This window comes from Bradyrhizobium sp. MI1.7, assembly GCF_055811795.1.
In genome coordinates, this window is record NZ_JBVVPO010000003.1 from 128,661 (window position 1) to 152,566 (window position 23,906).

Consider the following 23,906-nt stretch of genomic DNA (forward strand, 5'->3'; position numbering starts at 1 on the left):
GATGATGATGCATCGTGTGGTTGGCGGCGTGATCGCTGGCCTTCTGCTGCTTGCAGCTGCACCCGCGATGGCCGACTCCCCGGCCGAGCTGATCTCCGGCTTTCGCCTCAAGAACGGCGAGGTCCGCGTCGTCCGCGATTCAACCCTCGACCGCATCGCCATGGACCAGGCCCGCGCGATGGCGGCGAAGGACGACCTCAGCCACGACGCGCTCGGCCCGTTCAACCGGCGCGTCGCACCGGCCGGCGCGGGCCGCGCCGCCGAGAACATCGCCTATGGCTACGACAATTTCGAGAAAACGCTGGGACAGTGGATCGACTCGTCCGGGCATCGCAAGAACCTGCTGCTGCACAACGCCTCGCGCGTTGGCATCGCCAGCGCGAAGAATGCCAGCGGCAAGCGAACCTATTGGGCCATGGTGATCGCGGGCGACTACGAGCCGAAGGGCAAGGGCAAAGGTAAAGGCAAGAAGGACGAGGAGCCGCTGGTTGCCGTGAAGCGCGAGGCCGCGCCCGCCAGCAAGCCCAAATCCAGCGGCTGCCACGTCAAGCTGCTCGGCCTCTGTATCTGAGGCGAGATAATTTCAGCCGCGGCGCGCGGCCTCGATCGCGGCGACATCGATCTTCGTCATCCCCATCATTGCATCGAAGGCGCGCTTTGCCTCGGCACCGCCGGCCGCCAGTGCCTCGGTCAACACCCGCGGCGTGATCTGCCAAGAGAGGCCCCATCTGTCCTTGCACCAGCCGCAGGCGCTCTCCTGCCCGCCATTGCCGATGATGGCGTTCCAGTAGCGGTCGGTCTCCTCCTGATCGTCGGTGCCGATCTGGAACGAGAAGGCCTCGTTATGCTTGAAAATCGGACCGCCGTTGAGGCCGAGACAGGCGACGCCGGCCACGGTGAACTCGACGGTCAGCACATCGCCCGCCCTGCCGGAGGGGTAATCGCTGGGCGCGTGATGGACGGCGCTCACTGCGCTGTCGGGGAACGTCTCGGCATAGAAGCGGGCAGCCGCCTCGGCGTCTTTGTCGTACCAGAGGCAAATCGTGTTCTTCGCCATTGCGCGTCCCCTTCGGTTCCGGGCCATCACACCGCCATCCATTGAGAATGGACGGCGGTGTGATGTCTTTCGCCTAGATACCCTCTTGAATGCGCCTCACCAAGGCGCGCCAATGCCGCGGCCTATGCGACCCGGGGTTCCGCCACGTCCCTGGCTTTCAGGTCTCGCGGAAGCACCGTCAGCAGCAGCAACGCACAGAGCACGCACAAGCCGCCAATGACATAGAGCGCCGGCGTCGTGCTGCCGGTCACATCCTTGACCGAGCCAACCATGACCGGGCTGACGATGCCGCCGACCTGCCCCAGCGTATTGATGAGTGCGATCCCGCTCGCCGCCCCCGCACCGGTGAGAATTTTCGGAGGCAGCGTCCAGAATGTCGGAATGGCCGCAACCACGCCGCACCAAGAATGGCAAGCGCGCCAACCAGCGTGACGACATTCCTGTCGAATGCACCAGACGCGAAGAAGCCCACGGCCGCGGTCAGAATCAAGGCTGCGACAAATTTCGGGCGCTCACCCGATGCATCCGACAATCGCCCCACGATGATCATGCAGATGGCGCCGCAGATGTAGGGAACGGCGGTCAGGAAGCCGATCGCAGCCGCGCTTCCGCCCCCAGCCGCCTTGATCAGGTCGGGCGCCCAGAAATTGAGGCCGTAGGAGGCGATCTGGATCAGGAAGTAGATGAATCCGAGCAGCAGCACGCCGGGCATGAGCAGCGATCGCCATGCCGAATGCTCGCCGATCTCGTTCTTCTGGCGGTCCAGCTGAACCGAGATCAACCGGCGCTCGTCGTCGCTCAACCATTCGGCGTGCTCGATCCCGTCGTCGAAGCGCAGCAGCACGACGAAGCCCAGCGCAACGCAGGGAATGCCGCCGGCCAGAAACAGCCATTGCCAACCGGCCAGACCGTGCAGCCCGTTCAGGTAGTTGAGGATGAGACCCGAGATCGGTGCGCCGATGATCCCCGAGAATGCAGTGGCGAGAAAAAACACGGACGTCATGCGGCCGCGATGCGATTTTGGAAACCAGAGTGTCAGGTAATAGAGAATGCCGGGCGCAAATCCCGCCTCCATGGCGCCGATCACGAAGCGCAGCGCATAGAACTGCCACTCGCTATGAACGAAGACCATCGCTGCCGTCGCCAGCCCCCAGGAAATCATGATGCGGGCGATCCAGCGCCGCGCGCCGAAGCGGTAGAGCAGCATGTTGCTCGGCACTTCCAGCAGGACGTAACCAACGACGAACAGGCTGGCGCCAAATCCGTAGGCTGTGTTGCTGAGGCCGAGATCGGCCTGGAGCGCAGCCTTGGCGAAGCTGATGTTGACGCGGTCGAAGAACGCAAAGAAGTAGCAGACGATGATCAGCGGCATCAGCCGCCACGCAATCTTCTTGATAACCTGATGCTCTGTGAGTCCAGTATCGAGGTCGGCAGTCGCCGCCGTGGCAATCGTCATGGTTTCCTCCAATGTGTTTTGAATTTTGATCGTGGTCGCTCAGCCCGAGCGTCGCAGCCGCTCGGGTATGGGATGCAGATCGAGGGGACGGCCGGCCTTGGCGACCTGCCCCGGCACCTCGTGTCCGACCAGTCCAGGCAATCGGAACGAGAGATCGATCAAGCGCTGCAGATCGAGACCGGTTCGCAGGCCCGTCTCGTGGCAGAGATTGACGAGGTCTTCGGTACAGACATTGCCGGTGGCGCCCGGCGCAAATGGACATCCGCCGAGGCCGCCCAGCGCGGCGTCAAAGCGGCGCGCGCCGGTGTCATAGGCCGCGAGGACGTTAACCAGCCCAAGACCGCGCGTGTTGTGGAAGTGAAGCGTGAGCATGTCCGCATGGACCAGCATCAAGACCTCGGCAACCAGCTGCGAAACCTGCTTGGGATTGGCCATGCCCGTGGTATCGGCGAGCGTGACGCCGTCGACCCCGAGATCGAGATAGCGCTTGACGATATCGAGCACCTTCTCGAGAGGCTGCAGGCCTTCGAACGGACAGCCGAACGCGGTCGCAACCGTCGCGTTGACCAACGCGCCGCCTGCATGGGCCGGCTTCACGATCTCGCCGAGCGACGCCAGCGACACCGCATGCGTCATGTTCATGTTCGCGCGGTTGTGCGTTTCACTCGCCGACATCACGAAATTGAGCTCGTCGGCGCGTGCGGCCAGCGCCAGCTCGGCGCCCTTCCGGTTCGGGATCAGCGCCGCATAGATCGTACCGGGCCGCCGCTCGATGCCAGCGAAGACGTCCGCGGCGTCGCGCAGCGACGGCACGGCCGCCGCTGACACGAACGACGAGACCTCAATGCGACTGAAGCCGATCGCAGAGAGCGAATTGATCAGCCGGATTTTTTCGCTGGTTTCGACCAATTTCGCTTCGATCTGAAGGCCGTCGCGCGGAGCGACCTCCTGGATCAGGATGTCCGGTGGCGTTGCCGTCATTGCACCGCTCCGCTGCGGCGCAGCTGCGCGATATCGCCTGCCTGCAAGCCGAGGCCCGCGAGCACCTCGTCGGTATGCTGTCCCAGCGTGGGGCCAGGCCATTTGACTACGCCCGGGGTGTCGGAGAGCTTCGGCGCGATGCCCGGCATCTTTACGGTGACGTCGCCCGGCAGCTCGGTCGACAGGATCATGTCGCGGGCGGCGTAATGGGGGTCCTCGACGATGTCCGCGACAGAATAGATCCGGCCTGCAGGAACATCCGCCGCATCGAGACGTGCGAGGATCTCGTCCATCGTTCGCTCCGAGGTCCATGCCGCGATGGCAGCATCGAGCAAGTCGTTGCCGCGGACACGTCCGTCATTGCTGGCAAGGGCCGGATCGTCGGCAAGGTCCGGACGCCCGATGACCAGCATCAAGCGCTTGAAGATCGCGTCGCTGTTGCCGGCGATCACGACATGGCGCCCGTCGGAGCTGGGATATGTATTGGATGGACTGATGCCCGGCAGGGCGCCGCCGGTGCGGGTCCTGACATGACCCATGAGGTCATATTCGGGGACGAGACTCTCCATCAGGTTGAACACGCTCTCGTAGAGCGAGACGTCGACCACCTGCCCTCGCCCCTGCCCTGTCTTGACTCGGAGCAGCGACATCAGCGCGCCGATCACGCCATGAAGCGACGCAAGGCTGTCGCCGATACTGATGCCGACCCGGGCCGGCGGGCTGTCGGGATCGCCGGTGGTGAAGCGCAGCCCGCCCATGGCCTCGCCGATCGCGCCGAACCCGGAGCGATCGCGGTAAGGGCCGGTCTGCCCGTAGCCGGAGATGCGGACCAGTGTCAGGTCCGGATTGAGCTTTGAGAGCACGTCCCAGCCGAGGCCGAGTTTCTCGAGGCTCCCTGGCTTGAAATTCTCGATCACGACGTCGGCTTGCGCGGCCAGCCGAAGCGCCACGTCCCGCCCGTCAGGCGATTTCAGATCGATCGCGATCGACTTCTTGTTGCGGGATTGCAGGTACCACCAGAGCGAGGTGCCCTGATGCAGCTTACGCCATCTGCGCAACGGATCCCCGCTGCCCGGCTGTTCGATCTTGATGACTTCGGCGCCGAACTCAGCAAAGAGCCGCGCGGCAAATGGTGCCGCGATCAAAGTTCCGAGTTCGACGACTCGTATTCCGGATAATGGTCCGTCCACGTCTGGCGCTCCTCGATCGTCTTTGATCGTGGTGTCGCCGAGCGCAGGGCCCTAAGTCCAATACCCTTTGATGAACACGCGTTCGCGGATGACGAACGACACGAAGGGCGGCATCAGTGAGGTTTGGTTCCGGGCGATCGCAGATGATCGAGCATCAACTGGCTCGTCGCCGACAATCCCGCGGGATCCCTGGCTACCAGCACCAGTTCGCGATCGGCCCAGTCGTCGCTCAACTCGACGGCCGTCAGATTCATGCCGTGACTGAGAACCTGGAACGCACGGTCGGGAATGAGGCCGATGCCCATGCCGGCCTGCACCATCCGGCACACCGCATCAAAACCCGGGACGTGGACTCGCAACCGGATCGACTTGCCGATCTGCTGCGCGGTGTATTGCGAGCGCAGATAGATCGAGCTGGTCGCAAACAGGCCGACATGGTCGTAGTCGAGTGTGTCGGCGAACGAAACGTCTCTTGCCGACGCAAGCGGATGATCCGTGCGCACCACGATGACGAGGCGGTCTCGCCGATAGGAGAACCGCTCCAGCCCGCGCGTCGAAACGTCTGCCGAGCAGATGCCGATTTCGGCGACGCCCTCCTCGACGCCGCGAACGACATCGGCGCTGGGGCGCTCCTGCAGATCGAGCCGCACCAGCTCGTGTGAGCGAAAGAAGCCGGGCAGATCGTCGGGAAGGAATTCGACGATCGACGACAGATTGGCCAGCATCCGCACATGCCCGCGCACGCCGCGCGCATGCTCGGCCATGTCGACGGCGATCTTCTCGACGTTGAGCAGCGTCACGCGCGCATGATGCAGCAGCGATTCACCGGCCGGCGTCAGCGCCATGCCGTTCGGATGCCGCTCGAACAGCGCGACCTCGAGCACCTCCTCGAGATCATGCATGCGCTTGCTGACAGCAGAGGGCGCGATCGCCTCGCGCTGTGAGGCGCGCGTCAAATTGCCTTCCTCACAGATGGCGATGAACAACCTGAGCGTCGTGAGGTCGATCCGTCGGGTGATGTTGGTCCTGAGCGTCCCGGTCATTGAGCGGGATTGCGTCTTCTCTTGCATGGTCTGTTTCCCGATCCGGGAAGATATAGCGTTCGAAGTCACCGGGTTTCTCAAAATCCGGGGAGAAAGGCCGCCGATTTGGAATCCGATACCAAGACGAGGCAATAATCAGGCATTTTGTTCCAAGCTTCACATGAACTTGCTCGCGCTCGTCAACGCGCCTAATTCTTGGGATCGGGACAGCAGAGGCGGAGACCAGCACTTGATCGACATCGACCGGATACGTTCCGACACCCCGGCCGCCTTCCGCCTCGCTTATCTCCACAATGCCGGCGCGGCCCTCATGCCAACTGCCGTCGTCGCGGCAATGAAGGACCACATCGACCTGGAGAGCGAGATCGGAGGTTATGCCGCTGCCGACCGCGAGTCCGACCGGCTCGATGCGGTCTACGGCTCCGTAGCGCGCCTGCTGAATGCCGGCCCCGACGAGATCGCCCTCATGGAGAACGCGACAATTGCCTGGCAGATGGCGTTCTACGCGCTTCCGTTTCGCCAGGGCGATCGGATCCTGACCGCCGAAGCGGAATACGCTGCGAACTACGTCGCGTTTCTTCAGGTCGCAAGGCGCACGGGCGCGATCATCGATGTGGTGCCGAGCGATGCCAGCGGCGAGCTCGACGTCCACGCGCTCGAGCGCATGATCGACGAGCGCGTGAAGCTGATCGCCATCACCTGGGTTCCGACCAATGGCGGATTGGTCAATCCCGCGGCGGCGATCGGCAAGATCGCGCGGGCGCACGGGATTCCCTATCTGCTCGACGCCTGTCAGGCGGTCGGCCAGATGACGGTCGACGTCGACGCCATCGGCTGTGACATGCTGTCGGCGACGGGGCGCAAATTCCTCCGCGGCCCGCGTGGCACGGGCTTTCTCTACGTCCGCCGCGAGATGCTGCAACGGTTCGAGCCGCCGATGATCGATCACTTCGCCGCGCCCTGGGTCTCGCGCGATGAATATCGGTTGCGTGACGACGCGCGCCGTTTCGAGACATGGGAGAACAATTACGCGGCACGTCTCGGTCTCGGCACTGCCATCGATTATGCCCTCGCGATCGGCCTCGGCCCGATCGCGCAGCGCTGCCGACTGCTTGCGGACCGTCTTCGCGGCGGCCTCGCCTCCGTTCGCGGAGTGACCATTCGCGACCTCGGACGCGCACCGGGCGCCATCGTCAGCTTCACGCTGGATGGATATGGGGCGGACGCCATCGTCAGCAGCGCCGCTGCGGCGGGCATCACCATCGGCGCTTCAGATCCGGGGAGCACCCGTATCGATGCCGAAATCCGCTCGCTGCCGCCGGTCGTGCGGGCCTCCCCGCATTACTACAATACGGAAGCCGAGATCGATCGGCTGATCGGCCACCTCGCGGGTTTGGCGCCGCGATAGCGGCGCGCGCCACTCAGGTACAGCGCGCGCTCAAGCCGGATGCGCCGAGCTTGGCCATGACCTCGTCGAGATGCGCGCTGTCGCGGGTCTCGATGACGAGCTGGAGCAGCGTTGCCTTGGCCGGCAGGTCGGAGAAGGTCCGCTGATGCGAGACCTCGATGATGTTGGCGCCGGCCTCGGCCAGCAGTGAGGCGACGGCAGCCAATTGTCCGGGCCTGTCGGGGATGTCGAGCGACAGCTGGGTCAGCCGCCCCTCGCGCGCCAGCTCACGCGTCAGAACGGAGGCGATTAGCCGCGTGTCGATGTTGCCGCCACTCAGGACGAGGCCGACCTTCTGGCCGGCAAAGCGGGACGTATCGGACATCAGCGCGGCAAGCCCGGCGGCGCCGGCGCCCTCGACGACGGTCTTCTCGATCGAGATCAGGGTCGCGACCGCACGCTCGAGTTCGGCTTCGTTCACCAGCGCGATGTCATCGACGAGGCGGCGGACGATCTCGGTCGTGATCTTGCCCGGCGATTTCACCGCGATGCCTTCGGCGAGCGTGTCGCCGCGCGCCGGCAGATTGCCGTCATGGATGGCGTTGTACATCGAGGGGTAGAGCCAGGCCTCGACGCCAAGAATCCGCACTGTCGGCTTGATCGATTTCGCGGCAATGCCGATGCCGCTGATCAGGCCGCCGCCGCCGATCGGGACCACCAGCGTATCGAGCTCCGGCACCGCCTTCAGCATCTCGAGCCCGACAGTGCCCTGCCCCGCGATGACGAGCGGGTCGTCGTAGGGGTGCACGAAGATCATGCCGCGGGCCTCGCCATGGCTGCGCGCATACGCGGCCGCCTCCTCCAGCGTCGCGCCCGTCACCACCACTTCGGCGCCGTGGTGCTTGGTGTTCTCGACCTTCACCATGGGCGTGCCGACCGGCATGACGATGGTGGCGGGAATGCCGAGCCGCTTGGCGTGATAGGCGACGCCCTGCGCATGGTTGCCCGCCGACATCGCGATGACGCCGCGCGCACGCTCCTCCGGCGTCAGCGCGGTGAGCCGGTTGAGCGCACCCCGCTCCTTGAACGAGGAGGTGAACTGGAGGTTTTCGAATTTCAGCCAGATGTCGCAACCGCAGATGTTGCTCAGCGTGCGGCTGTAGCTACACGGCGTCTCGACGACGGCGCCGCGGATGGTGTCGGCGGCGGCATGAATGTCGCCCAGAGCGACCGGCAAGCCGCTGAGATTGGAGGACGTATTTTCGGACAATTCAGCCATAGGACAGCATAGAGCATTTGGCCGTTTGAGGCGATAAGCCGGCCGCTATTTGGTAAATTCCCGGGAACGTGAAGCCCGCCACAGCGTCCATAGCGTGCGCAGCCGCGACGGGGGCTGCGGCGCAAACGGATTGCGCCCGGGTTGCGACAGGCGCTTGAGGTCACCCCGCACTTGGCTCAGCAGCAGAAACGCTGGCCGTGCCGGCGCCGGCACCTCCGGCAACAACGACAAGGCCGTCGTCAAATGCTGCTCGGCTTCGCCCACGAGCTGGCTGAGCACCGCATGCAGATTTGGCGTCTCCTTGCCGGCGAACACGTCCTCCATCTGGCAGCCATGGGCCGCCAGCAGCTGCTGCGGCAGGAACAGTTGCCGGTGCGCCGAGTCGCGCGGCAGATTCGCAATCACCTGCGCGATGCCCTGGGCGAGCCCGGCATGCCTTGCGACATGCTCGGCCGCCTCCGAAGGCAGCGCCATGACCCGCGCCGCGAGGGCAAACAATGCCGAACAGGTCGCGTCCAGATAACCCTCCAGAGCCGCCATGGTCGGCATCGGATCGTTGTAGAGATCGAACTGATGCTCGTCGGCGAGCAGCGACAAAGGCTCGACCGGCAGGTCGAAATCACTGATCGCACGCAATAGCTCCGCCGCCACCGGGTTGCCCTCGGCGCTGCCGTGGACGTGGCCCGACAGCATGTCGGTCCACCATTGCAGGCGGATTTCGCCGGGCAAGGGCTGGCTCACCTGGTCGCGGACGCGGACGATCTCGACATTGAAGGCATAGAGCGCCAGCAGCGCCTGGCGCTCGGCGGCCGGCGCAAACAGCGTTGCGGCATAGCGCGGAAAGTCATGGCTGCGCACGAGGCCGGCGCAGAAGGCGACGGAATCGGCCGGAGGCGCAGCGCTGCTCATGGCACGGCGATCAGCGCGGCCGCGACGCGGCGCCGCTCGCCGATCATGATGTTGTAGGTGCGCACGGCGGGACCGGTCTGCATCGTATCCAGCACCACCCTCACCGCCTTCAGCGCTTGCCGCAGGTCCGGCGGCGGCAGCCAGACGCCGGTTCCGGTGCCGATCAGGAGCGTGTCGATGCTGTTGGCCGCCGTGAAGACGCGATCCAGCGAATAGCGGTCGATCTTCGTCGGGTCCGTCACGTCCCAGGCCCAGATCGCGTCGGGCAGGCAGAGCAGCGATCCCCGATGCGACATGCCGGCAAAGGCGAAGCCGCCCTTGCCATAGGCTTCGATCGGCGCCGAGCGGGGAAAATGCGGTGCGTTGGGATCGCCGGCCATGTGCTTCGTCCGAATGAGCTTACTGCCCTCGCAAACGGCTGCGAGGGCACGCGGTTCGGATCATGCCTTGTTTTTCTTCGCCGGCGTAGCCGTATCGGGCGCATCTTCGCGATGCTCGCCGACGCCGAGATAGATCAGGATCGGGGCCGCGATGAAGATCGAGGTATAGGTGCCGACCAGCACCACGCCGAACATCATCACCGCGGTGAAGCTGTGGATGGCATGGCCGCCAAACAGCAGCAAAGCCAACAGCGCCAGCGTCACGGTGAAGTGGGTGATGATCGAACGCGACAGGGTCGAGTTGATCGACTCGTTGAGCAGCTGCGGCATCGGCATCTTCTTGTAGCGGCGCAGCATTTCGCGGATACGGTCGTAGATGACGACGGTGTCGTTGAGCGAATAGCCCAGAATGGTCAGAAGGGCCGCGATGCTGGTCAGGTCGAAATCGACCTGGCTGATCGACATGAAGCCGATCGTCAGCACGATGTCGTGCACGTTGGCGATCATGGCGCCCAGCGCGAACTGCCATTCGAAGCGGAACCAGAGGTAGATCAGGATCGAGACGATCGCGAGCATCAGGCCGAGCATGCCGTAGGCCAGCAGCTCGCCGGACACGCGCGGTCCAACGACCTCGACGCGGCGATATTCGACGGAATCGCCGAGCGCGCCGCGCACCTTCTGCACGGCTTCCTGCTGGGCGGCGTCGCCGCCCGGCTGCTCCGCGACGCGGATCAGGACGTTCTCGGGGCCGCCGAACTGCTGCAACTGGACTTCGCCGAGATGCAAGGCATCGAGCGTCGTGCGCATCGCGGCGATGTCGGCGGCGCCGGACTTGGCCTGCACTTCCAGCAGCGTGCCGCCGCGGAAGTCGATGCCGAAATTCAGGCCATGGGTGAAGAACAGCGTGATCGCGACGATCGACAGCGCCGCCGAGATCGGGAAGCTGATCCGGCGGAAGCGCGTGAAGTCGAAATGCGTATCGTCCGGGACGATACGCAGCGACGGCAGCAGCCCGAGCGCTGCGACCACGGTGAGAACGGCAATGAGAATGCCAAGCCCGATGAGAACGTAGTGAGTCACGGTCTTAGCTCCTAGATCGGCACGCTCTGCGGCCGCTTCCACCGCACCCACCAGGCTACGATCAGCCGGGTCAGCGTGAAGGCGGTGAACACCGTGGTGATGATGCCGATGCCGAGCGTCACGGCAAAGCCGCGCACCGGGCCGGTGCCGATGTAGAACAACACGGCGGCGGCAATGAAGGTGGTGATGTTGGAATCGAGGATGGTCGCAAGCGCCCGCTTGAAGCCGGCGTCGATCGCCGAAATCGCATTGCGGCCACCCCGCAGCTCCTCACGGATGCGCTCGTAGATCAGCACGTTGGAGTCGACCGCGATGCCGACGGTGAGCACGATGCCGGCGATACCGGGCAGCGTCAGCGTGGCGTTGAGCAGCGACAACAGGCCGAAGATCATGGCGACGTTGATCGCCACCGCGATGTTCGCGAACACCCCGAACAGCCGGTAGGTCAGAAGCATGAAGATGATGACCAGGATCGAGCCGACGTAAGCCGCAAGCTCACCCTTCTCGATCGAGTCCTGGCCGAGGCCCGGACCGACGGTGCGCTCCTCGACCACCGTGAGCGGGGCCGGAAGCGCGCCGGCGCGCAACAGGATCGCGAGATCGTTGGCCGATTGCACCGTGAAATTGCCGGAGATCTGGCCCTGACCACCGGTGATGGGCTCGCGGATGACGGGCGCCGAGATCACCTTGTTGTCGAGCACGATCGCGAAGGGCAGCCCGACGTTTTCCTGCGTGGCCTGCGCGAACTTGCGCGCGCCCGAGGTGTTGAACTTGAAGCTGACGACCGGCTCACCGGTCCGCTGGTCGAAGCTCGCCTGGGCGTCGGTCAGGTCGCCACCGGCGACCAGCACCTGCTTCTTGACTACATAGGGCGTGGGCGGCGGCGAGGCGCTCATCAGCAGCTCGGATTCCGGCGGCAACCGTCCCTGCTGCGCCTGATCCGGCGGCACGGACGCATCGACCATGCGGAATTCCATCTTCGCGGTCTTGCCGAGCAATTCCTTCAGGCGGGTCGGATCCTGAAGACCTGGGACCTGCACCAGGATTCGGTCGTTGCCCTGGCGCTGGATGACCGGCTCGACGGTGCCGAGCTCGTTGACGCGGCGCTCGACGATCTGAATCGACTGCTCGATGGTCTTGCGCATGCGGTCGAGCATCGCAGCCTGCGGAATCGCCAGGCGGATCACGCCGCCGCCGGCATCGGTCACCTCAAGGTCGCGCTGACCGCTGGATCCCATCAGTCCGCCCAGTGGCTGGGACAGCTCGCGCAGCTTGGCGAGCGCCGGCTGCACGTCGGATTCCTTGGTGATGCGAACCTCGGCCGCGTCGTTGCGCACGGTCACGCCGCCGGTGAATCCGATCTTGGCATCGCGCAGCGTCCGGCGGACGTCGTCGCGGACCTGGTCCAGCCTCTCCTTCTTCACATAGCTGGAATCGACCTCGAGCAGCAGATAGGAGCCGCCCTGGAGGTCGAGGCCGAGCACGAGCCGGCGCTGCGCCCAGGCGGGCCAGGTCTTGACCTGCGCTTCGGGGAAGAAGTTCGGCACCGCGCAGAGGCACACGATCAGCGCCGTCAGGATAATCCCGAGCGCCTTCCACCGCGTGAAATACAACATCGACTGGACCTGTCAGATCAGGAGATTGGGATGCTCGCGGAAGCGCTCACTTCGACGCGGCGTCGTCCTTGGCTGCTTCCTTGCTATCCTTGGATTCCTTGGCCGGCTCGCCCTTCGCGCGCACGCCCGAGATCATCTGGCGCATCTGCCGCACGCGCACGCCGTCGGAAATCTCGAACTCGATCTGGTCGTCGTCGACGACCTTGGTGACCTTGCCGACGAGGCCGCCCGAGGTCACGACGGTGTCGCCGCGGCGGATGTTCTTCACGAGGTCGGCATGGTCGCGCACCTTCTTCTGCTGCGGGCGCAGAATCAGGAAGTACATGATCACGAAGATCAGGGCGAACGGCAGCAGCGACATCAACATGCTGTTGGTGTCGCCGGCGCCCGCGGCCTGGGCATACGCAGGGGTAATGAACATTCGGACGATCCTCGTGGAAACGGGGGAAAACCGGTCAGGCCCTCAAAGGCGACCGGTTCGGTCAAATTCGCGCGGACTATAGCGGCCATTGCCCCAATTGCAACGCTGCCAGACCGTCGATTTGGCCATCTTGCGGCGCGCCGTCAGGCCCGATAAGGCTGCATTCTCAGGAACTTCGGACATGCCCAAAAAACCAAGCAAAAGCCCGGCCGGCAAAGGCCCCCGCACCCCTGCCAGGACGCCTGCCCGCGTCGCGGCAAAACGTCCCAAGGCAACCCCCAAGGCAGTCGATAAGGCAGCCCCGGACCTCTCCCAGGATCGTATCGTCCGCGCGCTGGAGACGATCGCGGCGCACCTCGCCGCCCAGGGCAAGCCGGCCGCCGAACGCGAATCGTTCGAGCGGGCGGACGCCTATGTCTGGCACCCCGACGGCCGCCTCGCTGCAGTGCCGCGGGTCAGCCGCGTCGAGCTGTTCCTGCTGAAGGGCGTCGACCGGATGCGCGACATCCTTATGGAGAACACCGAGCGTTTCGCCAACGGCCTGCCGGCCAACAATGCCCTGCTCTGGGGCGCGCGCGGCATGGGCAAGTCGTCGCTCGTGAAGGCGGCGCATGCCAGCATCAACGCGGAGCGCAAGGCCGCCGATAAGCTGAAGCTGATCGAGATCCATCGCGAGGACATCGAGAGCCTGCCCGCGCTGATGGAACAGCTTCGCGCCTCGTCCTTCTACTTCATCGTGTTCTGCGACGACCTCTCCTTCGACGGCAATGATGCGTCCTACAAGTCGCTCAAGGCCGTGCTCGAAGGCGGCATCGAGGGCCGGCCCGAGAACGTCATCCTCTACGCCACTTCCAACCGCCGCCATCTGCTGGCGCGCGAGATGATCGAGAACGAGCGCTCGACCGCGATCAATCCTGGCGAAGCGGTCGAGGAGAAGGTCTCGTTGTCCGATCGCTTCGGCCTGTGGCTCGGCTTCCACCGCTGCAGCCAGGACGAATATCTCGCCATGGTGCGAGGCTATTGCAGCCATTTCGGCATTGAGGTCGATGACGAGGCGCTGGAGCGCGAGGCGCTGGAATGGTCGACCACGCGCGGCTCCCGCTCGGGCCGCGTCGCCTGGCAGTTCGTGCAGGAGCTTGCGGGGCGGCTCGGCGTGAAACTGACGGTGAATTAGCGGTCGGATCGCAACCTGGCTACGTGCCGCCCTTCCCCGAAGGCGGAGGGTCAAGGGCGCGTGCCTCGCTTCGTCACCATGTGCCGGGTCGGCGTGACGGTACTTTCAGGCGCGGCGGGCGAGATCGCAAATCGCGCGCGAAGGCGACGCCTGCTACGCGCAGGCACTACGGCCTCGCTGGTGGTCACCGGAACGAGCTTCGACGGGGACCAGGTGCCACCGGTTGCCCGCGTGTTGCAAAGAATGATCAGCAAACTGACAAGCCGCAGCTTGGTTGCTGCTAATATTTTCTAACGATGGGCTTTGTCGTCGGAGGTGCTCCGGGCGCGGGCGGCGAGATAGAGAAGGTGACCCAGGTATTCCAGCCTGATGGCCGGTTTTCCGCAGCGAACTCACCGTAAGCCTTTAAATTGAGATAGCCCTGCATGTCGCCGACCGGAAACAGGAATCCAATCTGGGGGCCGATGCCGACCACTTGGGACTGGAAGCAGCCGACGCGGTCGCCTGAACCGCTGTCGCAGCCGAGCTCCTTATAGACATAGCCCACGAGGCCAACCATGACCTGCTTCGACAGGAATTGCGATGCACCCCAGTCGAAGTGCATGTCGACGCCATTCTGATACTGCGTTGCAGTGTTCTTGAAATTGTAGGTGAAGCCGAGCACGCCGGAGAATTCGTGGCCGGTCTGCGGATTGAAATAGGTGTAGCCGCCGCCGACGTCGATCGCGCTGTGTCCGATGCCTATATTCGACAGGCGATCGGATTGGTAAGCGCCAACCGGGATGTCGCCCATGATATAGGTCATGTAGTTGTGGACCCCGGCGTTCCAGCGCAATTGGAATACCGGCGCTACATCCCCAAAGCCCCATGTGGTGTCGCTGATGGTGTCGGACCGCGCGAAGGGGACGTTGTTGCCGAGAGGGCCCGTGAGCACGCCTGACAAGGTGCCTGCCAGGCTGGTGCCGACGACGCCGTAGGCTGCTAACAGGGACACCGACGCCTGGCCGCCGAGAACCGGCGTCGCGAATACATAGGTTGGGATCACAAAGCCAAGATCGCCCGTGGCGTTGACGTTCAAATTCAGTTTTGCGTCGAGGGTAACATTGGCCGGAACCCTGTTGAGCGTGAACTCGCGCGCACGCGCGACGTCGGCGCCGGCGGAGACAGAGGTGTGATAGTAGATGTTTGCCAGCGACCAACCCGGCTGCTGCGGCGTGGCCGCCAGACTTCCAAAGAAACCGGGGACCCAGAAGCTGACGCCGCCTTCATCGGCCAACGCACAATGGGAAAAACCAACGATCGCGGACGTCAGGACGAATGCAGCAACGCCAAGTCTGCGTCGACGTGCTGATTTCGATCGCTCACTCTGCCCCGCCGCCAGTGCAATGCTCACTGTCATGTCGTGCCTCGTAAGATGTGTTACCTCCGAATACAATCCGGCGACAGCGTACCCCCGAGGCGATCGGGGCTCATCATGTAAAATTCAACGGGGATAGATCTATCGCAAGAAAGATCAATGCTGCGACCAAAGAGCCACATTCGGTAACCCAAGTCCGATCGGGCGCCACGGCAGACCTACTGCAACCCTCTCATAGCTGGAATTGTTGAGTATGCATTTTGTGCCACTGATTCTATTTTCGGACCCCAACAACGAGTGAGAAAAGCAAGCTCGCATCGCCGTTCGCCGGCGTCTCTTGCTGCAACGCGATGCCAACCGTTGTTAGGTCGCATAAGCCTCACGACTGCTTATTGGTAATCGAGTGTGACCAAGAGCAAAGTTGCCAGACGATGAACCTCAAACTCACGCTCGTCGGCGTCGTTCTAGCGTCAGTCTTCGCCGCACCTGTGGCCGCTGGCCTATTCGAGGATGCCGTCGATGCTCACGCCAGAGGCGATTACGCCAAGGCCCTGTACGGCCAAGGCATGGGGAAGCCGGCTACGCAGCAACCTCCCCGCTAGCCGAAACTTCTATTGCGGTGCTGATGACCGCCATGGGCACAAATTCCGATGCTTCACTGCCAGATCGCCCAGCGCGTTCTCAAACAGGAGACGATCGCAAAGTCAGACAACAATGTTCACTTAAAGAACACGAAGCGGCACGAAGATCCTCAATTTCGTTGTGACCGAAATGTCACCTGCATCGACATTGCAAGCTAGGCTTGATGCAGATCAAACAAGTTGATTGGTCAGAGACCTTCTTGGTCATATGTTTGCGAGTTGTGGCCGACCTTGAGGAGGCGACAGTGCAGAGAGTTTTCCTCATTTGCATCGCGGCAGGATTGTTGAGCGGACCCGCTCTTGCGTCCGACCTGCCTGTCAAAGCTCCGATATACAAAGCACCAATCGCGGCACCTTTGTATAATTGGGGAGGGTTTTATGTTGGTGCCAACTTCGGTGGGGGATGGTCCAACGGCAGCCTGAACATTCCCGGCAACAATCTGTATGGCGGCCTGACCGAATTCGTTGGAGGCGTGCAGGCGGGCTATAACTTCCAGGCCGGCCACTTTCTGTTTGGTGTCGAAGGTGAGTTCGATGGAGCCGGCTTCGGTCATCCGGTCTTTCCTGCTCCGACATTAGCCTTTGTAGATCAACACTGGATCGGCACCGTGGCGGGCCGTGTCGGCCTCGTGGATGATCGATGGCTCGTATTCGCCAAGCTTGGCGGCGGCTGGGTCAACAGCAGCGCTACTTTGAACCTCCCCGGCGCCGCTTGGAACGGGACCAGCACGAACACCGGCTGGTTGGCGGGCGCTGGCATCGAATACGGCTTCAAGTCGCATTGGACCGTCAAACTCGAATACGATTATCTTGGGCTATCGAACTGGAGTTCTCCCACCGTCCCCTCGGTCGCTTTGAACCGCGACCTACAAATGGTCAAAGCTGGCATCAATTATAAATTCGAAAGCGGCCTTCCTGCGGTGGCCGAGGCGCCGAAGCATTCCCACGAGCCTTCAGACGACGAAGATCTACAGAAGAAATCACAAAACCCGATCGCGGATTTGGTCAGCGTGCCGTTTCAGAGCAACACCAATTTCAATACCGGACCATTCAATCGCACCCAGGAAGTACTCAACATTCAACCCGTCGTGCCCATGCATTTAAACGATGACTGGAACGTAATCTCACGTACCATCATTCCGTTGGTGAGCCAGCCGAGTCCGTTCTTCGACAGTAGCACCAACGGGATTGGCGACATTACTCAATCGTTGTTTGTGTCCCCCGTGCATCCCGGGCCGCTGATCTGGGGCGTGGGACCAGTCTTCACCGTTCCGTCCGCAAACGATCCCATCCTCGGGACCGGTAAATTCTTGTTCGGCCCAACGGCCGTGTTAGTGGTCACGCCGCCACATTGGGTGATCGGTGTATTGCTAAATAACCAGTGGTCGGTCGGCGGCAATCCACTGCGACCGCCCGTCAACGCCTTCCTCGCCCAGCCCTTCGCCAACTACAACATGGCGCACGGCTGGTACCTGAACACATCACCCATCATCACCGCGGATTGGCTCGCGGCGTCGGGGGAGCGGTGGACAGTGCCGGTCGGCGGCGGTATCGGTCGGGTTTTCAGAGTGGGTGATCAACCGATCAACGCATCGATTCAAGCCTATTACAACGTGATACGTCCGACCGGCGCTCCGGCCTGGTCCCTGCGAACTACTGTCGCGTTGCTGTTCCCGGTTAATTGACACGGCAACCTGGCGCGCAACGAGACTTGTGTCTCGGTGTCCGAAGTGGATGATCGCGTCCTTTGTACTGTGGGCCGACAACTTCCCGACGCCGCGTAATACGGTCCACCTCGGACTCGGTTCGGTTCAGAACAAATCTCCGATTGGCAGAATACATCCGAGGTCAAGATCGCCCCGGAATTTGCGTGGCGCCACCAACAGCTAGTTCAACGCAGAATCGTCACACCATGCGTCTGCAATGCCTCGATGATACCGTCGAAGATCAGCGCAACGCCCATCGCAGAGACGAAGAAGCCAACTATTCGGGTGATAGCATCGATCCCCATTGCGCCGAGCTTGTCGAAAAGTTTCCCGGCATATGCCAGACACAGGTAGGTGACGACCATCGTCGCGAAAATAGCCACGACGATCGCTACGAAAGAGGCCAGTTCCGCTGATGATCGCTTAATCGTGGCAGTCATGCCGAGGATGGTGGCGATGGCGCCTGGTCCGCACATGAGCGGCATCGCAAGCGGCACGAAAGCTATGTTGCCGCTTTGATCCGCACCGCTGGCTGGAATCACGCCACCGGAAGCGGATGGTGAAAATAGCTCAAAGCCGATCTTCATCAGGATGATCCCGCCGACGATGCGGACCATGCTCAGCGGCACGCCGAACAAGCGTAGGATCAGCGTTCCGAAGATCAGAAAAAAGAGCGATAGGAGCAGCGCATAGAGGCAGGCTTTCCATGCCACTTGGCGATGCGTGGCGGCGTCCTTGCCTTCCAACATCTTCAGATAGACCGGCAGGACCTCGAACGGATTTATTATCGCGAGCAATGTCGCGAACGTACCCACGAACAGCGAGAGTTCATGACCCATTATGCCTGCGCCTCACCCCTTCCCCGGGTGTTCGACTTCGGTGAAAAGGCTTCCCTGGGCGGCGCCTGAGCCTGCGCGGCCGCCGCCGGCACCGCGGAGCACCCATGCCGCACCCACTGCGAGAACTGCACCCACGAGTGGGCCTGCGACATACACCCAGTAGCTCATGAAGTCGGTTGCGACTAAGTTCGGGCCGAACGTGCGCGCGGGGTTCATCGACGCTCCCGAGATAGGGCTCCCCCACAGCCCGGCGAGCGCAATGTACGCGCCGACGCCGATCGCGCCCAATATCCCGATGTTCTGGGCGCCGGACGCCGTGCCGAGAATGACGCTGACGAGACCGAAGGTCAGCACGGCCTCCATCAGGAACGCATCGGACGCCGAGTATCCCGACGCGGGATAGTTCGACCCGTAGCTGGCCGACACGTTGATCACGGCGTGCAGGAACAGTGCCGCGAGCGTCGCCCCGATCAACTGCACGGCGATGTATCCCGGCACGCGACGCCACGGGAAGTCGCCACGCAGCGAGAACGCGATACTGACCGCGGGATTGAGGTGAGCGCCGGACACCTTGCCCATGAAGAGGATGATCGCCATCACCATCAGACCGGGTGCGACGACCGCAGCGGCACGGCTGATCGTGCCGGGAAAGGCCTGCCCCATCATGCCGCCACCGGCGGCCACGAGGACGAGGAAGAACGTTCCGAGCAGCTCCGAGAAGAGGCGGCGCCACTCTTGGCTCGGATCGTGGAAGTCGTTTAGCGATGCGACAAGCTCGTGATCCAGATGGCTCAGTGCTCTGTCGGCCTCTGCTTGCGCCATGATTGCTCTTTCCTCTGGTCGATGCCGCTGTCCGTTAGCCTCTCGCACCGGGCCAGCACGGCTCCTCGGGTCCTCGGCGGGCTTGCGGATTTTTCGAGCGGGCCAGGCATGCCTTCAATCCTCCAGGACGGGACCACACCAGCCGGGCAGGTAGCTCGCCTCCTCGTTTTTGGACAATTCCAGGGCTTGCTCGAGCGCGGCCTCGAAGTGGGTCTCTACGGTTTTGCGCTTGACCCGTCGACGCAAAAAGTCCGCCCACAAGAACTCGCTGAACGGCGTCGTGTCTTTGGCGTACCCCCCGGCGCGCCGCAGTTCTCCCGCCAACGAGCGGAACGGATCGTCAACAAGCCCGGCCACGGTCTTCGGTAAATCCTTGTAAGGGCGCAGACGGCCCTCGTCGTCGTACGAATGCATCCAGCTGTGATTGTCCAGGACGAACCAGAACGAATCGGGCTCCAGCGTCCTGAGGTTTTTCACCACGGTAACCAGTACCTCTTCGACCCCTTCTTCATGGAGCGCACGCGCCAGGTGGTGATGATCGATGACGTAGTGGCGGTCCTTCGGGCCAAGCACGACCGGGATCATGTGCTTGCCCAAGAACTCGGCTCCTTTGTTTTTACTCTCGTCACGCCAGCGCTTGCGCTTCTCCTTGACCTCCCGAATGCCGACCGTCATCTGGGTCGGGCGCAGGTCTGCGATCGCAACGGGCTTGAGAATGGGTTCGCGAACCGACATCGTGCAGACTTCTTTGATCACTAGTCCGGAAATGTTCGCTTTTAGAAGAAGACGTCGTCGCCTCGTCAGCAACCCACCGCCGGGCCAGCCGCGTCCGGTCGGTCCCGATCACCAGACATTCTCAGCGCCCGTCGGCAAAGCCCGCCTTTCTAACAACGACCCTTCATTGTGCTCACGGTGGACTCTTCCATTGATCTGGATCAACGGTCGGCCAAGACCCTTGACGCGCGCCCGTACCGGGGCGACACGGACATGATGGCGCTTCGTGATTGTGGTCGATGACGATGCGGCCATCCTGAAGCGTATGACGAATGCTGTTCGCAGGTTTAGCTTCGAATAGTCAATTCGAGGGAGTCTGACCATGAACATCACTCCCACCATGCGCGCATTGGTATGGTCGACCTCCGTTCTGGCTCTCAAAATTGGTCCGACCTTCGCCCAGCAGACCTCGGGAGCGCCGGGCTCACCCAGCGCCACGACGACGATAGACGGCAAATATATCCCAAACCCGCCCGCGCCGTTCGGCGGAACGATCAATATGGATGCCAAGGATTCCAAACCCTATTGGCCACCGACCGTGGTGCCGCCCAAGGGGCGCCCAACGTCCTGCTGATGTCCGCCTTGCGTTAACAGCGGACGTCCGCGCCTCGAACGCGGTGCCGCAGGCGACAAAGATGGTCGGTGTGCAAATCCGGAATGCGTTGCGTGCCTCATGCCGGCAACCATGTCCACTGGCTATAGCCGTCCAGATAGCGCTTATGGGTCCTTAGAGGATGTCAGTCGAAGGCAAAGATGCGCTTCCAGTCCTTCTTCATGTCGACGACGGTCCACTTGTTGACGGCCGCGGCGTCCAGCGCGACGTCGAGTTTCCCGAAATGCGAGTCGCGGTCGTAGGCATATTCGCGTTCCGCATCGGTATGGTGGACGATCAGGCCGAACCGCGCGCCACTGGCGCCGAGCGTCGTCCATTGCAGCATTTCGAGATCGCCGTCGGAATTGCCGAAGGCGGCGATCGGACGCCGGCCGATGTGCTCGTTGATGCCGATCGGCTTTCCCGTCTTGTCATCGATAAAATTGATGTCGGGCAGCCGGAAGAGCGTTGGCGCACCGTCCTTGATCTCAAATCGGGTCTTGATCGACGATCCGACAACCTGTTCCGGCGGTATTCCGTAGATCCGCTCGGTCCAGGGCCGCATGAATTCGATGCCGCCTCCTGACACAATGAAGGTCTTGAAGCCGCTGGCCCGGAGATAAGCGAGCAGTTCGAGCATCGGCTGATAGACCAGTTCGGTATACGGCCGCTTGAAGCGGTGATCGTGCGCGGTCGCCAGCCAATCCGTGACAATCTTCTCAAACTCCGCCGTGGTCATGCCAGCATGCGTCACCGCAATCAGTTCGACCAATCCCTTTTCGCCGGATGCCATCACCGCCTTCAGATCACCGTCCAGCACCCCCGCGAACGGTTGCTTGGTCTTCCATTCCGGATTCATTGGCGCCATAGCCTTTACGCGGTCGAGTACGAAGGCCAGTTGCACGTACATCGGCTGCTCGATCCAAAGCGTCCCGTCGTTGTCGAAGGTCGCGATGCGTTGGTCGACCGGTACGAAGAAGGGCCCGCCTTGCATCGTGATGCGGGCGACGAAGTCAAGAATCGAAGCCTTGGTCGCTCCCTCGTTCCAGGACGGCAGAGGATCGCTCTGCCCTTGTGCCACCGCGGAGGTGGAACGGAGTGAAACGGACAGTACCGGAAGCATCGCCAGGGACGAGAGAAGGACGCGACGATCGATAGCAGGTAAACGGATGATCGGCTTCATGGTCGACACCTTTCCATTGCCCAGCGGGCGCACGGAAATTCGGCGCGCCGGCCATAAATCAGTCGAAGCCCTGGCGACTACCTACTCACTGCCGCCCGGGCCGCCTCGATTTTCGCCTTCACGGCATCGAGGTTGAAGCTCGCGCCCTTTTGCATCGGCGGAAACTCGATCGCCGTCATCGCCAGCTTTTCCACCTGCTGCTGAACAAACACAAAGCGCCAAAATTCGTATTTGAACCAGTCGAAGTACTGTTGCGCGCCTTCTTTGGTCCCATTGTCGGGCCAGCCCGTGCGCTCGAACGGATCGAGGCGAAGGTTGGTCAGGTACGGCACGTCAGCCTTGGTCTTTTCGCCGAGCCAGCCTCTGGGCTGGTCGATGAAACGATACTTGAAGTCGTCGATGCGAACGGCACCGAGTTCGCTCTCGCCGAAGTAAAAGATTTCGTGCCGGTTCGACGGTCCCTTGCCGGTAATCATGTCCATCTGGTTATAGCCGTCCAGATAGCACTTATAGGTCGTGTCACCGATCTGTTTGCCCTTCTTCAGTTCCTCTGCAATGTTCGGGTTGCCGGCCGCCGCCAGGAAAGTCGGAAACCAGTCCAGACCGGAAATGATGCCGTTTTCGACCTTGCCGGCCGGCACCTTGCCCGGCCAACGGATCATGCAGGGTACGCGGAAGCCACCTTCCATGACGGTGCCTTTGCTCTGCGCGAAGGGCGTCTGTCCGCCATCAGGCCAGGTGAAGACCTCGGTGCCGTTGTCGGTGGTGAAGACCACGATGGTGTTGTCGTCCACGCCCATATCCTTGAGCTTCTGCATCACGAGGCCGACGTCGTCATCGAGCTGCGCCATGCCGGCTTCATGTATCGACCAGCCGTTCTTGGAGTTTCGTAGGGCCTGGTATTTGGGGGCGAGGTGGGTGACGATGTGCATCCGGGTGGGATTGAGCCACAGGAAGAACGGCTTGTTGTCGGCCTTGGCCTTCTCGATGAACTTGATCGCCAGGTCGCGAATTTCGTCATCTACGGTTTCCATCCTCTTGGGATAGAGCGTTCCGGCATCCTCGATCCTCTGTTTACCGACCTTGCCCCAGCGCGGATCGACCGCCGGGTCATCCACGTTGGTCGCATAGGTATGAAGCATGTTGCGCGGACCAACGACGTTCAGCAGGTCCTGCGGGTAATTGGGGTGCGCGGGGTCTTCCATTGCATCGAGGTGATAGAGATAACCGAAGAACTCGTCGAAACCGTGCATCGTCGGCAAGAATTCATTCTTGTCGCCAAGGTGATTCTTGCCAAACTGGCCAGTGGCGTAGCCCATTCCTTTCAACGCCGTGGCGATGGTCACGGCCTGCGCGGGTATCCCGATCGCTGCGCCGGCCTGGCCGACCGTGGTCATGCCGGTGCGGATTGGCAATTCACCGGTGATGAAGTTGGCGCGACCCGCCGTGCAACTTGCCTCGGCATAGTAATCGGTAAACAGCATGCCTTCGGCGGCGAGCTTGTCGAGATTGGGCGTCCGCCCCGCCATCAGGCCGCGGTGATAGGCGCCGATATTCCACATCCCAATATCGTCGCCCATGATGACGACGATGTTCGGCCGCTGCCCCGCTGGCGCGGGTGACGGTGTTGGCTGCTGCGCCTGCGCGGAACTTGTCAGCCCGACCGCGGCGAGTGCCGAGGCGGCGACAAGAGAACTCCCGCTCAGCAAGAGATCGCGGCGTTTCATTCCACTGCCCGATTGCGGAGTAGCGTCGTGGGAATCTCCAGGCGGAAGCTTGTTGCTCATGACGCGCTCCTCTTTGTTGTAATGCAATTGGTTCTGTTCGCTTAACGTGTCGGAAGCGGACGTGGCTCGCGGAGGTGCCGCGGGCCTTTATCGCTTTGCTCGCTATTCCGTTGGCGGGGGGCCCCCCGGGGGGGGGGCCCCCGGGGGGAAAAAAAAACCCCCCCCCCCCCCCCGCCCCCCCCCCCCGCCCCCCCCCCCCAAAAAAGGCACCCCCCCCCCCCCAAACACGCCC

At 62.6% G+C, this 23,906-nt stretch carries 21 protein-coding genes and 1 pseudogene; 5 read left to right on the forward strand and 17 right to left on the reverse strand.

Annotated features, from left to right (window positions below; all coding sequences use genetic code 11):
* The first annotated feature begins 7 nt into the window (after positions 1-7).
* Positions 8-571: a CAP domain-containing protein gene (locus AC0L3X_RS05145; RefSeq protein ID WP_354131560.1), complete on the forward strand. Its 564-nt coding sequence runs from the start codon at positions 8-10 to the stop codon at positions 569-571.
* A 12-nt stretch (positions 572-583) separates the two neighbouring features.
* On the opposite strand, the gene AC0L3X_RS05150 is transcribed toward AC0L3X_RS05145, so the two are convergent.
* The 5 genes from AC0L3X_RS05150 to AC0L3X_RS05170 form a co-directional block, all read right to left on the reverse strand.
* The gene (locus AC0L3X_RS05150) at positions 584-1,057 is read right to left on the reverse strand and encodes a VOC family protein (RefSeq protein WP_354131561.1); all 474 of its coding nucleotides are present in this window, start codon (positions 1,055-1,057) and stop codon (positions 584-586) included.
* A gap of 247 nt (positions 1,058-1,304) precedes the next feature.
* Positions 1,305-2,513, reverse strand: coding sequence for an MFS transporter (locus AC0L3X_RS05155; protein WP_354131562.1), 1,209 nt, complete (start codon positions 2,511-2,513; stop codon positions 1,305-1,307).
* A gap of 39 nt (positions 2,514-2,552) precedes the next feature.
* Positions 2,553-3,494, reverse strand: a complete 942-nt coding sequence (locus AC0L3X_RS05160; protein WP_354131563.1) for a hydroxymethylglutaryl-CoA lyase — start codon at positions 3,492-3,494, stop codon at positions 2,553-2,555.
* A complete protein-coding gene (locus tag AC0L3X_RS05165) occupies positions 3,491-4,684 on the reverse strand; it encodes a CaiB/BaiF CoA transferase family protein (RefSeq protein WP_354131564.1) in 1,194 nt (397 codons plus the stop codon). The genes AC0L3X_RS05160 and AC0L3X_RS05165 overlap by 4 nt, the downstream gene beginning before the upstream one ends.
* 113 nt (positions 4,685-4,797) lie before the next feature.
* Positions 4,798-5,754 carry a LysR family transcriptional regulator gene (locus tag AC0L3X_RS05170; RefSeq protein WP_354131565.1) on the reverse strand — a complete coding sequence of 319 codons (957 nt, stop codon included), beginning with the start codon at positions 5,752-5,754 and terminating at the stop codon, positions 4,798-4,800.
* Between the two features lie 202 nt (positions 5,755-5,956).
* On the opposite strand from AC0L3X_RS05170, the gene AC0L3X_RS05175 reads away from it, so the two are divergent.
* Positions 5,957-7,135, forward strand: a complete 1,179-nt coding sequence (locus AC0L3X_RS05175; protein ID WP_441256409.1) for an aminotransferase class V-fold PLP-dependent enzyme — start codon at positions 5,957-5,959, stop codon at positions 7,133-7,135.
* Between the two features lie 13 nt (positions 7,136-7,148).
* Here the strand turns inward: AC0L3X_RS05175 and AC0L3X_RS05180 are convergent, their stop codons facing one another.
* From AC0L3X_RS05180 to yajC, 6 genes are read right to left on the reverse strand one after another with little or no spacing between them, the layout of a single operon-like run.
* The gene (locus AC0L3X_RS05180) at positions 7,149-8,393 is read right to left on the reverse strand and encodes a threonine ammonia-lyase (RefSeq protein WP_354131567.1); all 1,245 of its coding nucleotides are present in this window, start codon (positions 8,391-8,393) and stop codon (positions 7,149-7,151) included.
* Between the two features lie 45 nt (positions 8,394-8,438).
* Entirely contained in the window at positions 8,439-9,302 is an 864-nt protein-coding gene (locus AC0L3X_RS05185; RefSeq protein WP_354131568.1) for a phytoene/squalene synthase family protein, read from the reverse strand.
* Positions 9,299-9,682, reverse strand: a complete 384-nt coding sequence (locus tag AC0L3X_RS05190) for an Mth938-like domain-containing protein (RefSeq protein WP_028152342.1) — start codon at positions 9,680-9,682, stop codon at positions 9,299-9,301. Before AC0L3X_RS05190 ends, AC0L3X_RS05185 begins: the two co-directional genes overlap by 4 nt.
* A gap of 60 nt (positions 9,683-9,742) precedes the next feature.
* Positions 9,743-10,762: a protein translocase subunit SecF gene (gene secF / locus AC0L3X_RS05195; RefSeq protein ID WP_028152341.1), complete on the reverse strand. Its 1,020-nt coding sequence runs from the start codon at positions 10,760-10,762 to the stop codon at positions 9,743-9,745.
* Between the two features lie 11 nt (positions 10,763-10,773).
* Positions 10,774-12,378 carry a protein translocase subunit SecD gene (secD, locus tag AC0L3X_RS05200; RefSeq protein ID WP_071913639.1) on the reverse strand — a complete coding sequence of 535 codons (1,605 nt, stop codon included), beginning with the start codon at positions 12,376-12,378 and terminating at the stop codon, positions 10,774-10,776.
* Between the two features lie 46 nt (positions 12,379-12,424).
* Complete coding sequence (gene yajC / locus AC0L3X_RS05205) at positions 12,425-12,799, reverse strand: preprotein translocase subunit YajC (RefSeq protein ID WP_071913636.1); 375 nt, start codon at positions 12,797-12,799, stop codon at positions 12,425-12,427.
* Positions 12,800-12,980: 181 nt separating this feature from the next.
* On the opposite strand from yajC, the gene AC0L3X_RS05210 reads away from it, so the two are divergent.
* Positions 12,981-13,973 carry an ATP-binding protein gene (locus AC0L3X_RS05210; RefSeq protein ID WP_354131569.1) on the forward strand — a complete coding sequence of 331 codons (993 nt, stop codon included), beginning with the start codon at positions 12,981-12,983 and terminating at the stop codon, positions 13,971-13,973.
* Between the two features lie 280 nt (positions 13,974-14,253).
* On the opposite strand, the gene AC0L3X_RS05215 is transcribed toward AC0L3X_RS05210, so the two are convergent.
* Positions 14,254-15,372 carry a SphA family protein gene (locus AC0L3X_RS05215; protein ID WP_244623043.1) on the reverse strand — a complete coding sequence of 373 codons (1,119 nt, stop codon included), beginning with the start codon at positions 15,370-15,372 and terminating at the stop codon, positions 14,254-14,256.
* Between the two features lie 844 nt (positions 15,373-16,216).
* Between AC0L3X_RS05215 and AC0L3X_RS05220 the strand changes: the two genes are divergently transcribed.
* Entirely contained in the window at positions 16,217-17,656 is a 1,440-nt protein-coding gene (locus tag AC0L3X_RS05220) for an outer membrane protein (RefSeq protein ID WP_354102452.1), read from the forward strand.
* Between the two features lie 206 nt (positions 17,657-17,862).
* On the opposite strand, the gene AC0L3X_RS05225 is transcribed toward AC0L3X_RS05220, so the two are convergent.
* From AC0L3X_RS05225 to AC0L3X_RS05235, 3 genes are all read right to left on the reverse strand, one after another.
* A complete protein-coding gene (locus AC0L3X_RS05225; RefSeq protein ID WP_354102451.1) occupies positions 17,863-18,516 on the reverse strand; it encodes a MarC family protein in 654 nt (217 codons plus the stop codon).
* 12 nt (positions 18,517-18,528) lie between these two features.
* Entirely contained in the window at positions 18,529-19,338 is an 810-nt protein-coding gene (locus tag AC0L3X_RS05230) for an MIP/aquaporin family protein (protein WP_283016601.1), read from the reverse strand.
* 114 nt (positions 19,339-19,452) lie between these two features.
* A complete protein-coding gene (locus tag AC0L3X_RS05235) occupies positions 19,453-20,073 on the reverse strand; it encodes a ParB-like protein (RefSeq protein WP_283016602.1) in 621 nt (206 codons plus the stop codon).
* A 379-nt stretch (positions 20,074-20,452) separates the two neighbouring features.
* Here AC0L3X_RS05235 and AC0L3X_RS05240 point away from each other — a divergent pair.
* Positions 20,453-20,674 (forward strand): annotated as a pseudogene (locus AC0L3X_RS05240) (hypothetical protein); the annotation flags it as partial.
* A 175-nt stretch (positions 20,675-20,849) separates the two neighbouring features.
* Here the strand turns inward: AC0L3X_RS05240 and AC0L3X_RS05245 are convergent.
* On the reverse strand, positions 20,850-21,887 hold the full coding sequence (locus AC0L3X_RS05245) for an HAD family hydrolase (protein ID WP_354102450.1): 1,038 nt from the start codon (positions 21,885-21,887) through the stop codon (positions 20,850-20,852).
* A 77-nt stretch (positions 21,888-21,964) separates the two neighbouring features.
* The gene (locus AC0L3X_RS05250; RefSeq protein ID WP_428841227.1) at positions 21,965-23,674 is read right to left on the reverse strand and encodes an arylsulfatase; all 1,710 of its coding nucleotides are present in this window, start codon (positions 23,672-23,674) and stop codon (positions 21,965-21,967) included.
* Positions 23,675-23,906 lie beyond the last annotated feature (232 nt).